Below are 15,582 nucleotides of genomic sequence, written 5' to 3'. Positions count from 1 at the left end.
CGCACGCTTTAACCCTACCGTTTGTCGCAACTGTCAGATCTGACAGTTGCCCACGTTTGCGCCAAAAGATTCAAATCACTCCATCGTCCCCGCCTTCGACAGGAGTACTGAACATGCTTATCCAACAAAAGAAAATCCTCGCACCACAAGCTTTACGCGAACCAATCATCCCCGACCGTACCGAACCACAGATGCCTTCCGGCGAGTGGGGCATCAGTGTCGCAGCGGCAAAGGAAAACTTTCCCGAGAAAGGGCTGAAAGTCTTGATTCCCGTCTGGGCGCAAAAGGGCTTGCGCGACAAGGTCGAGCTTTTGCTGAACAACACCATGGTTGACCAACACGTCATCAACGAACCGGTCGAAGTGGGTGAACGCGCGACATTATGGGTAGCGCCGGAGGCTATCCAGACAGGTTCGCATACGCTCTCCTATCGGATAACGCGGCGCGATCAGGCGGCCGAGACGTTCGAGCCACCGCTGCGGCTCTACATAAAACTTGATGTGCCCGGAGGCCCGGACCTGGACCCGGTGGAAGGTAGCCATTCCAATCTCTACATGGAAATTGATCCGGATATCCTGCGTGATGGAGTGAACGAGGATAACGTCAATGACGGTATCGACATCACGATCAAGGCCACGCCGGGAACCACCTCCAAAATCCCCTACCCCAATATCGCCGTGGGCGACGTATGCACCTTGAGTTGGGGCGGGCGGTACGTTTTTTCAGAACCGGTGACTCAGGACCAGATCGACAGACCTGACGAAAATCCTCTGGTCATTCACGTCAGCAAGCCAACCATCCTTGAAGTAAAGGACACAGGCCCGGAAGGCCTGGCCGTCACGTTCAGAGTCGTGGATCGGGTGAGTAACGTTTCCACAGACTGGTGCACGGCAGCGCAAATCAAGGTCAAGCTCGGCACCTCGCCGCTGCCTGCCCCCATCATCAGCAACACCGATGGGTATGACCTTCATTTGGACACGTTGGATGGTAAAGATCTGGAGGTCATGGTCTGGGCTGAATCAATCGATGAGTTCAAGCAGAACGACACTATTATCGTGAACCTCATGGGCACCACCTATGGAGGTGAACCGCAAAACACTCAGGTTCGAAAAACCATCACTAACACCCCTCCAAAACTGTTTTCCCTCAGTCTCCCCAACGCCGCCGCCCGGGCATTGGCCAAAACCCAAGCGAGCTGTTTCTACGCAGTGGAACGCAATGGTTCCATTGTCCAAACGTCCCCATCCCGTTTCGTCAATATCGTCGGTGACACTGAACAGCTGGCGGCCCCGATTGCGAAGGGCAAAGTAGAAGACACCCTTGACCCGGATCTGCCCAGTATCGAAGTCAATATCCCCTTCAACGAGCTCATCAAAGAGGAGCATGCCATCGCAGTCAACTGGTTTGGCCTGCGCCCCAACCTGAGCACCTACGACCCGGAACTGGACTGGTACTTCCCGAATGAAGATGAAGTAAAGGCCGAAAAAGGCTTCTTCATCCCCGTTGACGGCAAGCACCTCAAGACACTTGAAGGCGGCACGCTGGTGCTGTCCTACAACCATCTGCGTGCAGAAGGCGAGGAGATTATCAGCCGCCGTTCTCTGTATGCCGAACAACTGAATGTGGGCGCCCCCCAGTACGAACTGGTCAAACCCATCGTCCTGGGTGAAGAGGAGGGTGTGCTGGAGCCTGGCGACCTGGTCGGCGGCATCAGTAAGCTCACCGCCCCTAACCCGGCCGATAATCCTACCAAACGCAATGACATCGTGACCTTTACCTGGGTTGGCGAAGAAAGCGGCGAGACCGAGCAGCCTAAAACGATCACCGCTCTCACTGAGGGTAAGGATGTGGACTTCCCGCTCAACGCCGCGTTTGTTGCTGAACACATCGAAGCGAACCGTGGCAAAACAGTGACGGTGCGTTATCGGATCTGGCGTGCAGCGACGGATAAAACCAGTCTTTCCAATTTTCTGGTGTTCAGCGTGGGTCGTTAAACAGGAGTCATGGTCATGCTCGTTCAACCCCCAAAACAATTTGCCCCCGCTACCCTGCTCGAACCGGAAATCCCTGGCCGCACCGAACCGCAGCTGCCTTCCGGTGAGTGGGGCATCAACCTCGCGGCCGCCCAAGGCAACTTCCCTGACAAGGGGTTGAAGGTGCAGATTCTCGTCTGGTCCGCCAAGGGATTGGGTGACAAGGTCGAGCTGCTACTCAACAACACTCCGGTTGACCAGCACACCATTGGCGACCCCGCAGAAGTGGGCGAACCGACGATTTTGTGGGTCAACCCCGGACGCTTGCAGACAGGTTCATATTTGTTGAGCTACCGAGTGACACGGCCGCTTCAGACGCCTGAGACGTTCATTCCGCCCGTCAGGCTCTACGTCAAACTCGAACTGCCCGGTGGCCAGGACCTGGACCCGGTGGAAGGACAACATTCCGGGTTGTTCCAGTACATCGATCCGCAGATTGTGATGGGTGGTGTCGACAAGGACACCGCCAGGGACGGCGTTAAAATCACCATCCAGGCCCACCCTGACAGCGACAACCCAAAGCCTTACCCGAACATCGCCGTGGACGATGTCTGCACGCTGAGCTGGGGCGGCAAGTATGTGCTTTCGGCGCCTGTCACCCGGGAACAGATCAACGACCCCGTCGACCATCCCATCGTTATTACCGTGGACGAACAGACCATTCTCGATGCGCAGGATACCGGCCCTGACGGCCTGGCCGTGACCTTCATGGTCAGGGACCTGGTGAAAAACCAGTCCGAAGACTGGTGCAAGGAAACGCGCATTGAGGTCGATACCGGTAACTCTCGGCTGCGCGCACCGATCATTGCCAAAACCAACGGCAATGACCTGGACCTGGACACCCTGGGCGAAGACGATATGGTCGCGCAGGTGTGGGCCGAATCAGTCGATGAGTTCGCACAGCACGACTTCATCATCATGAACCTGCGGGGTACTCCTCTTGAGGGTGACCCCGTGGATCTCAAAGTCAGACGCGAGATTCTGAGCCCGCCACCCACGGTGGTTTTCGTGTCCCTGGAAAACGCCAGCGGCCGGTCACTGGCCAAAACCCAGGCGGTGTTTTCCTACGAACTGGAACGCAATGGCTCGATTATCCAGCGCTCCAAGGGCCGCTTCATCAACATGGTCGGCGAACCGAGACGCCTTGCGGCACCCATCGCTGAAAAGGCAATGCAGGGCGCTATAGATCCGGACCTGAGCAGTGTCCTCATCAGAATTCCCTTTGATGACGCCATCAAACTTGACATGGCTATTGAGCTCAAATGGAGCGGCACTCGGTCCGACCAGAGCAGTTACGAGCCTGAGTTGGATTGGTACTTCCCGACTGATGAAGAAATCGTGGGCAAAAAAGACTTGTTCATCACGGTGGACGGCAAACACCTCAAAATACTCGAAGGCGGCACGCTGGCGCTGTCCTACAACCTGCTCAGTGACGAAGATGGCCGGATCGACCGGCGCGGGTCCCGTCCGGCAGCCGTGTTGATCGTTGGCGAACCCTTGCTCGAACTGGTCAAACCCATTGTTCTCGGTGAGGAAAATGGCGCGCTCGAGCCTGATAACCTGCCCAATGGCGTGAGTCAACTCACCGTGCCCAAACCCACCGAAGCCACCCAACCCAGAGACACGGTGACGTTCAGCTGGGTCGGGTCGGTGACCGGAAGGACCCGCGACAGTATCAACATCACATCAAACAACGCCGGCCAGGATGTGCCCTTCGCACTCAATGCAAGGTTTGTCGCCGAGCATATCGAACCGAATCGGGAGGGCAGCATCACGGCGTGGTATGAGATTGCCAGGGTCGGGCCGCCTGCGCGGGTCAGTTATTCAGAAGCGTTGGTGTTCCGGGTTGGAGTAGACGGCTCCTTGGTTGAAGAAATTACGGATTTTGAAGATGGAACATTCGGGGGCTGGGAACGAGGGCCCGCGACCGACCCGCAAGACTGGTCGGTCCGGCTGGCCGATAACAATCGGCGCCTGTTTAACAATACATTCAGCAATAGTTCCCAAGGCATCGTTCTAACAAAATCCATTCCCAATCTAAAGATTGGACAACGCTATGGGTTTTCAATCGCCGCCATCTGTCGCGCGCTTGGGGGAACGATACCCTCGCTTTCATTAAGTACATCACAAGGAGAACTGTCACCGACCACCGTGCTGACCACCACATGGCAAACACTGCAGGTAGAGTTCACGGCACAAACAAATCAGATCGAATTGAGGATCAACAGCTATCAGGCGAGTGGTTTCGGCAATGATTACGAGGTCGATGACTTAACAATAAAGCGTGTCCCTTGAACCGCCAGTCATGGACGGGGATATAAAAAAAACTGGAATAAACCATTCGTCGCAACTGTCAGATCTGACAGTAGTCGCGCCTGACGAGAAGTCGCCAAATGAAACGACCTGTTTTCATTTGACGTCGATACATCGCTATCGATAAGGAGCCAGCGGCATGAATGCTTACAGCCTGTTTCTCTTCCCGCGCTTAGAAACCGAGATATCCCCGCTGGCACTGCACCCCTTGCAGATTGCCGGAATGACTTACCCCGTCGTCGACGGCGATGGAGGAATCAACATTGCCGTTGTCACCGACCATCCCGCCGGTATGTTGAGCGCCATCAATCCCTACATCGGAATGCAGGCAGGTGATCGACATGACATCTACTGGGAAGAACGAAAGATCTTCACCAAAGAAGTTCTGCCCACAGAAGTCAACAAGCCTTTGTTCTTTTACCTGCCCACTACGAGCATCGTTCCTGACTGGGGAGAGTGTTACTACCTGTTGACCCGCAACGGTCAAACCGTTCCCGACGAGCCGTCGGTGTCAATGCGGCTGCGGGTCAAACTGGACCGGCCCGCAGGCCATGACAAGGAACCGCACAAACCCGGCCATTCAGAGCTGAAGATCGCGCAATTGCCTGCGGATGTCATCAGAAACGGCATTGATACCGTGTGGGCAGAGAGAGGCGTGCCTATGACCGTCCCCGTTTACCCGAACATCGCCCCGCGCGATACCGTACAAGTGAAATGGGGTAGCGTGTTGCTGCCACCACATCTCGTCACCCAGGAGCAAGCCTCGGGGACAATGCCCATCGTCATAGAGGCCGATCAAGAGGCGATCCTGGCCGCCGGCGACAGCGATGCCCTGCTGGTGCAGTACGACGTCGTAGACGAACTTTGGAACTTCGCCGAAAAATGGTCGCAAACCACGACGGTTGCCGTCGACGCTGGCGCCTGGCGGCTGGAAGCGCCGATCATCCAGCAAGCGTCCGGCGGCGTGATAGATCTCGAAACTTTGGGCTACGACGATGTCATTGTGCAGATTCTCGTTGAAGGCGGCGAGTTTGAACTGGACGACACGATCGAGATGAAATGCGTGGGGCTGACCTCAACGGGCCAGACATTAACTCACATAGTACCGGCGCAGATCACCAGCACACCGCCGATGATCCTGAAAGTGCCCGCGCCCAATGCGCTGTTTAGAGCGATTGCCAATGGTTCAGTGGAAGCTTCCTACACACTGATCAAGAAAAACGGTAGTCCGCCACTGTCCTCCAAACGCACCTTTGCCAATATCATCGGTAAGTTCCTGGATTTACCGGCACCGACCGTACGTGAAGCACAGGGCGATACGCTGGACCCCGACACCAACGTTGGCACCGTGGACATCGGGTACACCGATATGGCCAATGGCGACATTATCTATCTGATCGGGGTGGGTAGCCGATCCAATAGCCAGCCTTATGTATTTGAATATCAACATCCCGTCAGTGATGGCGACGCAGCGGTAAAAATCATTACCTTGCACATCGAAAACGAACACATCACGGCGCTGAAAAACGGCAGCTTCGACCTGTTTTACCGGGTTTACCGAGTGGCCAGGGACGATATACAACTGTATGGCGTCTACGAGTCGGAGCACCGGTACCTGAGGATCGCAGCAATCCCTGGCGAGTACCCTGCGCCCACGGTGGTGGAAGCGCCGGATGGCTTTCTCGATCCGGTAGCGGTCCCCCATAGCGCCACTGTGCGAGTGGAAAACCCGGCAACCGCTATCGGAGATGAGTTGACCTATTACTGGAAAGGCCCGACTGCCAGCGGCAGTACCCGCGCCTCGGTCCCCATCACCAGTCTCACAGTCGGCAAGCCCATTAATTTTCGAGTCGATACAACGTTCATCACGCCGAACATCAGTGAAATCGTCGCGGTGCGTTACAGCATCCAACGCGGCAAGCCTGAACAATATTACTTTTCCGAGACGCTGCTACTGCAGATTGGCCGGGCCATAGAACCAGAGATTATTTCAGTCACAGACTCCAAAGGCCCGATTGCGCCAAACGGAGTCACCTTCGACAACCGCGTAAAAATCGATGGCAAGGCTCACCCGGGTAGAAAGATTCAACTCTTCGACGGCGCCAAACCGCTTGAGGTGGTCGATGTCAGTGCCGACGGCGATTGGGATTACTGGTTGAATGAATTACAAATAAAACCCTACAACCTGACCGCCAAAGGCCTGTACAGCAGTGGACCGGAGTCCGCGCCCCGAGTGTTCAGAGCAGTGGAGACCATCACGCCAAGCATCCTCTCGCTCACCGACTCCCGGGGTGAAATCCCTCAGGAAGGCGTCACTTTCGACAGGACCTTTACGCTGAAGGGCGAGGCCAGCCCGAATCAGAAGGTCTGGATCCTAGACGGCCTCACTGTTCTCGCAGATCGTCCCGTCGATAGCAACAACGAATGGACCTACACTCACACGGCGCCGGCAGTCAAAGCGTTCAGCCTGGTCGTCAAGGGACTTTACGGCAGCGAACCCGAGTCGAGTCCCCCTCGTAACTTTACGATCGCACAAGCCCTCGTTCCGGTGATCAGCACCGTCACTGACACTTGGGGGGCGGTCGCTCCCAATGGCGTGACCTTCGACAAGGCCGTGACCTTGTCGGGTATTGCCAGCCCCAATCAGAACGTGCGGATATTCGACAAATCCACCCCACTGGGTGATGACCCGACCGCTGATGAAAAAGGTGAATGGAGACACTCGATCACTGAGTTGAGCATCAAAACCTACAGCCTCACCGCTCTGGCACTGTATGGCGAGGGGCCCGTATCCACACCACCACGCACCTTCACAGTGGAAGACGCCGTCCGGCCGACCATTGCCAACGTGACCGGCTCCAAAGGCACCGTCGCAGAGGGCTCCGTCACATTCGACAAAACGGTCACTGTCAGTGGCAAGGCCAGCCCCAATCAGGAAATCCGCCTACGGGATGGTGCCAATCCGCTGGGCGACGCCAAGGCCAGGACCAATGGCGACTGGGACAAAGTGATCAGTTCGCTGACCGTCAAAACCTACAGCCTCACCGTTCTGGCACTGTATGGCGAGGGGCCCGTATCCACACCACCGCGAACCTTCAAAGTGGAGAATGGCGTTAAGCCTTCAATTACCTCAGTCATTGACACCATAGGCAGCAGTGTTAGCCCGGGCGGCAGCACCTACCAAGGTTCGGTGGCAATCGCAGGCAGCGCTCCCGGCAATACTCAGGTAGACCTGTATGACGGACAAAGTTTCTTGCAGAGGGTACCCGTATCAAACAACTCGTGGAGTTTGCCTCAAAGGTCATTCAGTACCGGTACTCATAACATTACCGTGCGGAGTACCAATGGCAGTGGCCTGAACTCACCCGTACGAAGTTTCACCATACACGCAACGCTGGCCAGGGACTTTACCGACTTCAATAACCAGACCTGGAATGGCTGGCAAGCGGGCCCGGGAGCCAATACCCGCGATCTCACATTGCGCAATGCCAGCGGGAACTGGCGACTCAATAACTACACCTACACCAACACTTCGAGTGGCGTGATCATCCAAAAAACCCTAACAAATTTGCGTCCCCAACAGCGCTATCGCTTCTCACTCAAGATCGCTCGATACGACGGAAGATTTGCGAGCCCTACAATATCGATCAGAGCCGACGGCGTCGTCATAGCGGGCCCTAGCAACATCACGTCGTTCAACTTCATCACCCTGTCAGGCTACTTCACGCGCACCACGACACGATCGACGCTTGATGTATTCAGTTCTGCCACAACAGGCGTCGGTAATGACTATGAGATTGACGATATCGAGATAGTGCCGGCGTAACCCCGGAATAAAAAAACCGCCAATTTCAGGCTATGTGAAAACGCAATCTGCCCCGGCTAAAAGCAAATACCCCGACTTATCGGGGCCTTTGCTTTTCTGAAGTCTGAATAATAAAAGGGCCTCTCAGCCCATTAGCGCCATCAGCTTTTGTGCCCCCAGCACCTGGAGGGCTTTTTTCAAGTTGCAGGCCTGCACCGCCAGTGCCATTTCTGCGCGAGGGCCTTGCAAGTGGCGCAGCAAAAACCGGCCATTGCCAAAGATCCATTGCTTCAGAGCACTGTTATCAGACAAAAGTCAGCGATGGCTTTGAAGTCAGGGGCCAACCGGCCAAGCAGCCACATGATTTCAACATTGCGCTGACACTCAGCCTCCAGCCGCCGCGACGAACGGATGCGCTGGAAATAACCGTTCAAGTAGAGTTTGAGCAAATCGGCGGGATCGTACGAAGGGCGCTCCGTGGACTTGGGCCTGGCTTTGTCGAAGCCCAACGGCTCAAAGTCCAAAAGCAAAACATAGGCCTCGATCATCCGAAGCAGATGCTCATCGGGAATGAGTTCGTCCAGCGAGAGTGGAAACAGAGCGCTCTGGGAGCGGTTTTCACCTTGGATATAGCGAAAAAAAATGCCCGTATCTTGCGATACGGGCATTTTCTTTAATCGGCTAGCGGATTACCAGGTTTTCACACAGGCTGAAGGTGCGGGGGTTTGGCTGTCCAATAATATCTACCAAAAATACCTCACCCCAACATTCGCCCCCCACGGCTGCTCGTAATGCTCGCCCTTGCTGTAACCGAAATCAGCATGGACCTGCCACGTTTCGGACAACGAAACCGCCGCACCGGCTCCGAACTCCGCACGGGAACCCGACAAGTCATTGTTGAACTGATTGTCGTTGACCTGCACTTCGTTGTTTTTGGCGAATTCATGCACCATCGCCGCCCGCACGTACGGCTGCACGATGCCGCCATTATTGAGCGGGATGCTGCGTCCGGCCGTGGCGCCGAGTTTGCCGAGCAACGAACGTGCGCGATCGCCGTCGGCTTGCATGCCGTTGTCCAGGTCATAATGGCGGCCCTGGATGACCACCGCCGACACCTGAGTGAACGGCTCGATGAAGTAACCGTCATCCAGTTTGATATGCCGGCCGAACTCCACCGAACCGCCCACGCCCATATTGTTGTAATCGCCCTTGGCGCGGCTGCCGTCACTCAGGCTGACTTTCGATTCGTTGTGAAAGCGGTTGAACTTGAGCACGCCATCAAAGTAGTAACCGGTGTCAGCATCGAGCCAGGTGACATACGGCCCCAGGTAGTAACTTTTCACCGTGCCGGAGGTGCCACGATTGACGTCCAGGTCGGATTGGCTATAGCCCGCCAACACACCCACCAGCCATTGGCTGTCGCCCAATTGCGCATCGACGCCGAGGGAAAGCCCCTGTTGCGTCTGCTGATAGCCCACGCCCGAACCGTCGGCGACGTTGACCTTGGTGCCATAGGTGCGCACCCAGCCACCGGACTGGCCGTTGTTCAAGCGCAGTTCGCCCATGCGGCTGCGCAAGGAACTCAACTCGCTGGTCCAGACGGTTGGCGCGGTGTTGAACAGGGCTAGCACCGACTGCGCGCCGGGGCTGATGGTTTTGGTGGTGGGGTCGAGAAACCAGTCGGTGGCGGTACCGTCGGTGGCGCTGGACAACTGATAGGACCAGGCGCCCAGATCAACCGCGCCACCGACCAGTGAGAAATGGGCATCACCCGCACCGATGCGTACAACATTCAACTGCTGAGGCGTCACCGCGTCCAGACCGGAAGCCTGGATGGCCAGGCCAAAATCGCCTGTTGCCACAACGGTGACGTTCAGAAAATCGCGCTCACCGCTGGCAAAGTCACCCTTCATTGCAAAGGTGCCGTTGCCGGCCAGGGTGCCGACATTCAACTGATAGAACGTGGCGGCGTCGGCGGCGCCAAAACTGACGGAGCCGCCGTTCATGGCCAGGGTGCCAACCGAGTCGTTACCGGTCAGGGTCCAGTTGGATTGGTTGTTGATCGTCACGCCGTTGACCGTGTCCAGACGGCCAGTGAATTGGGACTGGTTGTTCAGGGTGACGTTGGCGGTGGAACCGCTTTCGACCAGCACGTCGCCGGTCATGTGGCCTTGGTCGAAGGTGAGGTTGGCGGTGCTGTTTCCGGCGATTTGAACGTTGCCTTCGAGGGTGCTGTTGGCCACTTTCATAGCAGCAGTCGAAGCCCCTCGTACATCAAGCAGGGTGTTGTTACCGGCCGTCAGGGACGAATTGTTCAATACTTCGATATTCGCGTTGATGCCTCGCTCGACGAGAATCGCAGAACCGCTGACACCTTCCACGCTCGAACCGTCCAGAACCAGGGAATTGGCCCCGACCCTGGCGGGGTCATTGGCCATCCGGACACCGTTGGTAGCACCGAGGATCTGAGTAGCGGCGCTGGCACGCACATCGCCACCGAGAATATTCAAACCGATACCATTGGCAGCCGCGGCTGTCACTTGCGTGTTGACCAGTTCAAGACTGCTCAACCCGGTGACTTGAGCCCCTATACGCCCGCCACTGATCTGACTGTTCGAGACCGATACCGTTGAGCCAGTGGTGGCAGCGTTCGGTCGATTGACGGCCAGGCCGATGGTGTCACTGCTCACAGTGGCCCTGTCGATCACTGCGCGGCTGTTGTTGATCGTGATGCCCGTGTCGCCCGGATTGCCAACAATGGTTGCCCGGTTGATATTCAGCGTCGATCCAGATTGAATCGTGACGCTCTGGGTGACGGCTCCCGCCATGTTCAAAATGCTGTTGTTGCGGACCAGATAGTCGATAGATGCAGTGGTTGAATCAATATCAAGGGTTGCACCGTTATCGACAATTGTTGCCGCAAGCAACGAAGGGCTCAATAAAAAAAAAACCGGTGTCACCACCAGTTTTCTCAGTACGCCAGCCGAAGCCAAACAGTAAATACTCGAATTATTAACACTCATCTGATTTTATCCTCTTATTTCCATCATCACGTCCCATCACAAGCAAACGAGTTGAGACAACTATAAAAACGCGCACAATACCGCCATAGCTCGCTAAAAAATGTAGGATAAATCCTTAAATACATACGAAAAAACCTTCCAAGACCAAAGAAATCGAAAGTAGATTCCGATTAAAAAGCGAGAGGCACAAGTTGCCTCCCGCCATCAGCAGTCAATCAAGGGGTCGGGATTGCACACGTATCACCACTCCCCAGTAACATGTGCACCCTGACCAGGTGTCGCGCCGAAGGTGTTTCAAAACCATCGATGATTGCCTTGTAAGTAATATCTCCCCATGCACTTTTTGTCACCCGGAAAGGTTCATAAGGAATTCTTACAATAAAACCGGCTGCGGCCTCTTGGGCAGTAGGCCTATATTTAACCTCTTGTGTATTCCCTGGTATTGGATCAGTACCGGTAGCTTCGGTATACCCTTGATACGTAAACGTCAACTCCTGATCTGCCAACTGACGCTCTCCTCCGCCTACTGCAACTTCAATAACAGGATTCGATAAACTATCGTACCGTATCGAATCGCAAACAATCCTATTAGGGAAAATCGGATGCAAATGCAAGAACCTCGGAGGAGGAACGACACCATTTCTAATAAATACCTCGACCTCCTTGGAAACCGACGTTTCTATATTTTCATTAACATCGTGACCCACTGTGTAATGCACAGGCAGCTTATCCAAGTTGCCACCCTCTTCAATAATAGTCCACGGGATAGTAAACGCCATGATGGTTGCAGCCGTATCGGCAGCCTCCACTTTCCAGAGGCCTCCTTGCCCCCGCGCACTAGTATCTTCAGGTACCGCTACGCCTTTCCAATGGAGCTGCACGAAATCCCCTACTTTAAAATTGTCATAAATTAATCGTGTTGCGGTTGCTGGGAAAGTTGCATCATCAAGTTTTAGTTTGTCCTCATCTGGACTCACCCCGCCCCCTCTAACGACGACCGGGAGCAAGTTAGGGTTAACGGGATCAGGATTTTCCGGATTCGGATGGTCCGGACCAGGTTTTCTCAGGTCAACATTCACGTTACTGGAGGGAGCAGGTGCTGGCGGTACCGGGTAATACTTACCCGCCCGCAGAATCTGGTAACTGACGGTCACCGTCTTGTCCCCCTCATCGCCGTTTTTTATAACGCTATACGGCAACGTGACGTAAAAAGGAAAACCGGGAATGATCTGTGGTCCTTGCAACAGACCGTCCCACGTTACAACCAGTTGATCTCCCGGCAGATAATTGGTGTATTCCCCCAAAATGCCAACGCCGACGCCTGCGTAGGCGTCCGCAAGGTCGATATCGTCGACGGCCAATGGGATGTCTGGCGACGACAGGTTCAGTGGTGGATCCGTCAGGATGACCTCTACATCTTTGAACGGTGAATGTCCGCTCCGATTACCGGGTCGGTCAGTCAGGTAATAAAATATTGTATGTTTCCCTTCGAGCGAGCCGATAGTTTCCGCAGTCAATTCAAAACTAATCGGTGTAACGTTATCAATTCGCTCAAACGTGCCAAACCTAATCGCCGACGGCAATGAGTCACCATAATACACTTCAATAACATCACCGATCCTTGAAGCATAGGCGGGAATAGCCACGCGCACAGATCCGTTGGCTTCAAGGTATGCCTTTGTAATACCGTCGCGTTCTACATCGGGGGGAAGGCTGACCACCCCATTGGGAATGGGCGCGGTGGAATCAATATTAATCATCAACGATTCTGTATCTTCAGGGTTCCCACCGAAATCGACTTCAACCTTCAGCTCGTAAAGCCCTTGCACTTCCGTATATTGACCCGGCAGTACCAACTCAAGTGGAAAATCACCTGAATCAATTGGTGTACTAGTGACAATTGGTTCACCTACTTTAGTGCCATTCCATTTCAATTGAATCGCCACGACTTCCGGCAAATTTCCTGACTCGGAAAATCCATCAAGCCACACTTTTAGCGGCAATCCTCTATATTGAGCAGGCAGTTGATTAGTCTGATCAGCAGGCGTTTGGGGCAATAGGGGATTGTCATCATGCATCCTGGGTGCCGGATCCTTGGTTTTAGGGCTGTTAAGAAGCATGAATTGATAACTGCGACGTATTTTTTGCGCGGGTGTCAGCTTTTGAAAATTGGACATTTTAACGTTCCTTACATAAGTAGGATGATGCAACGACCAATCGCCAGACCAACAGCGCTTCGATCTCACTTCAAAGAGCAAGAGCAAGTCAGGCGAACCATTTAATTGAAACTACTAAGAATCACTCTCGACACGTTTCGTTATCACGCGAACACACCTCACCACTCGGCATGGTCCTGTTAATAATAACGAATTCAGACTTAGACGTTCCTATTCCTCCGCTTAGTTTCCTCAGCGTGTAATGTACAAGTGCAGAACCGTTATCAATCATCGGCGCGATTAACTTCTCGTAGTCATCAACGTGTATTTGGAAACCGTCGCGAGCCTCTTGCGCATTCAACTCTTTGGGAAACGTGTCCCGTACACCTGGGATGAATGAAGTTCCGTTCATATTCCTGCACCCCTGCCAGACCAGTTCTACAGTGTCGCCATCATCAAACGCCGTATCCCCCCTGATCTCCACCCAAACGCCGTCCCACAATCTTGGCTTGGCGCAGCAATCAAGTACGCCATTGCGATCTGCGTGAGGGAACCTGGGCTCTTTCAAGTCAGCGATAATAACGATAGAAACACTGATGTTCTGATGCGGTGCCTGCTGCTGGTTAACCCCATTACTGGTGGTGTAATAAACCGGCAATTGCGGATTGTCCTTATCGGTATCGATTGCACTCCAGGGGATGGTGAACGGCACAATCTTACCGGCGACGTCCCCTGGCTCGACTCGGTAGTGCGCTACCGGCGCACTGATCGCGCCCCAGTACAGTTCAATCAGTTGATCGACCTCGGGGTCGTCATACAGCGCGAGCTCGGCCAGCGCGCACAGACCGAAGTCTTCGGCGACCAAAGTATTCTTGATTTTTGACCTGGCCCCATACACGTCGACCTTTGGCAAATCGTCATTCAGCAACTGCGGGGCATTGGGGTGATCCGGCCCGGCAATGGTCAGGTTCACCGGCACCCAGATGCCCGGCGAAGGGGGGCTATCTGAAGCGCCGCGACGCACCTTGTATGAAACCCTTACATCCTGCGGCCCTGGGAACCGTCGCAACACGTCCCAAGGTACATAGCCCTGGAGCGGAAAGTTCAAAGGGTCGACATCCAAAGGATCCAGTTCGACCCCATTCCACGAAATCAGCACCTTATGGGACGCATCAGGGTTGTCGTAGGGATCTATTTCAACGGTCACCCCCCGTTCATCGACAGCCCCTTCGCGAGCATGTTGACGATCGATGAGCCCTCTAATGGTAAGCGGAACGGTCGGTGGTTTCAGCACACCCGGACCCGCACTTAAATCGACATAGAGCGGCAACAGAGATGATCTCGGCCCACGATTACCCGCCCAGTCCCGCAGGCGATAGTAAATCCAGCGCGGCCCCGGCCCTCCGTTACGGATATCCGCTTCATAAACAGTGATGATCAGTTGCCCGGTATCAATATCCTGCTGGCTGAACGCCTGCTCGCGGATTTCGACCTCGTCACTGGGCGGATTATTGGTGTCGGTCCAGTAATAAATCGCGCGATCTCTGGCCTTGATGCCTGCATAGGGGGTCATACGAAAGCGCACTTCCCCATGCTGTGTGAGGTAGTCGTCAGTGATGTCGCCCACGACCCCCAGCATGACGAGCCTATGAGGCTCTTGATTGTCATTGGGCGGAAGTCTGTCGATGGTGATGCGTTTTTTCCGCGATTCCGATTTGTTGCCCCCGACGTTCAACTCGTAAGACAAGTCATACACGCCATGCTCCAGTTCGGCCATGGGTACGAAAACGAATTTAGGCGTCGGATCAATGGGCGGATCATACGTGTAGGTATTGACTCCGTTGAACGGCGCTCCCAATAGTCTCCACCCCACGGTGATGGCATCTTGCAAATCAGGCGCGGTGGAAAATGACCACGGCGGCACAATTAACATCAGCTCCGCGCTCAAGGCTGAGCGCGGTATCAAGCCGTCGGTGCTTTCGTTGCCGTCTTCGTCTTTGAGAATGGCAGGGACCGTCGGTGCGTCCGGCTCGAACGCGGGCTCTTCCTGCACCTTGGCTGATTTCACGTCCTTATCACGCGTTGACATCGCACAGACTCCTGAACGGTTAACGACAAGGCGTCAGCCCTTTAGCAGTAAGCGTTCAAGGACACTGCTCGTCGTTGCTATGAGTCGATTTAATGCCAGGCTCGCGATGCTGGCTACTGTCAGAAATTACAGGTTTTACTACCGCTCGTCGGAGACTTTCGAC

The 15,582-nt window shown here is 54.7% G+C and carries 6 protein-coding genes and 1 pseudogene; 3 read left to right on the top strand and 4 right to left on the bottom strand.

Features of this window, described 5'->3' with window-relative positions; all coding sequences use genetic code 11:
- The first annotated feature begins 113 nt into the window (after nt 1–113).
- The 3 genes from ACA071_RS07735 to ACA071_RS07725 all read left to right on the top strand — a co-directional run bounded on the left by ACA071_RS07735 (nt 114) and on the right by ACA071_RS07725 (nt 8,172).
- Nucleotides 114–1,994: a hypothetical protein gene (locus ACA071_RS07735; RefSeq protein WP_497643820.1), complete on the top strand. Its 1,881-nt coding sequence runs from the start codon at nt 114–116 to the stop codon at nt 1,992–1,994.
- A 15-nt stretch (nt 1,995–2,009) separates the two neighbouring features.
- Nucleotides 2,010–4,328 (top strand): hypothetical protein, encoded by a 2,319-nt coding sequence (locus tag ACA071_RS07730; protein ID WP_497643819.1) that lies wholly within the window; start codon nt 2,010–2,012, stop codon nt 4,326–4,328.
- 157 nt (nt 4,329–4,485) lie between these two features.
- Nucleotides 4,486–8,172 carry a hypothetical protein gene (locus ACA071_RS07725; protein ID WP_497643818.1) on the top strand — a complete coding sequence of 1,229 codons (3,687 nt, stop codon included), beginning with the start codon at nt 4,486–4,488 and terminating at the stop codon, nt 8,170–8,172.
- A 290-nt stretch (nt 8,173–8,462) separates the two neighbouring features.
- On the opposite strand, the pseudogene ACA071_RS07720 reads toward ACA071_RS07725, so the two are convergent.
- The 4 genes and pseudogenes from ACA071_RS07720 to ACA071_RS07705 form a co-directional block, all read right to left on the bottom strand.
- Nucleotides 8,463–8,819, bottom strand: a pseudogene (locus ACA071_RS07720) (transposase); the annotation flags it as partial.
- 75 nt (nt 8,820–8,894) lie between these two features.
- On the bottom strand, nt 8,895–11,174 hold the full coding sequence (locus tag ACA071_RS07715; RefSeq protein WP_497643817.1) for an autotransporter outer membrane beta-barrel domain-containing protein: 2,280 nt from the start codon (nt 11,172–11,174) through the stop codon (nt 8,895–8,897).
- Between the two features lie 215 nt (nt 11,175–11,389).
- The gene (locus ACA071_RS07710) at nt 11,390–13,351 is read right to left on the bottom strand and encodes a hypothetical protein (protein ID WP_497643816.1); all 1,962 of its coding nucleotides are present in this window, start codon (nt 13,349–13,351) and stop codon (nt 11,390–11,392) included.
- Nucleotides 13,352–13,472: 121 nt separating this feature from the next.
- Nucleotides 13,473–15,419: a hypothetical protein gene (locus ACA071_RS07705; protein ID WP_497643815.1), complete on the bottom strand. Its 1,947-nt coding sequence runs from the start codon at nt 15,417–15,419 to the stop codon at nt 13,473–13,475.
- Nucleotides 15,420–15,582 lie beyond the last annotated feature (163 nt).

This window comes from Pseudomonas sp. LBUM1646, from assembly GCF_059716165.1.
This window is presented reverse-complemented; position numbering and strand designations above follow the sequence as displayed.

Coding starts and splice junctions, on each gene's coding strand:
- ACA071_RS07730 (WP_497643819.1), top strand. CDS start 2,010: ATGCTCGTTCAACCCCCAAAACAATTTGCCCCCGCTACCCTGCTCGAA.
- ACA071_RS07725 (WP_497643818.1), top strand. CDS start 4,486: ATGAATGCTTACAGCCTGTTTCTCTTCCCGCGCTTAGAAACCGAGATA.
- ACA071_RS07710 (WP_497643816.1), bottom strand. CDS start 13,351: ATGTCCAATTTTCAAAAGCTGACACCCGCGCAAAAAATACGTCGCAGT.
- ACA071_RS07735 (WP_497643820.1), top strand. CDS start 114: ATGCTTATCCAACAAAAGAAAATCCTCGCACCACAAGCTTTACGCGAA.
- ACA071_RS07705 (WP_497643815.1), bottom strand. CDS start 15,419: ATGTCAACGCGTGATAAGGACGTGAAATCAGCCAAGGTGCAGGAAGAG.
- ACA071_RS07715 (WP_497643817.1), bottom strand. CDS start 11,174: ATGAGTGTTAATAATTCGAGTATTTACTGTTTGGCTTCGGCTGGCGTA.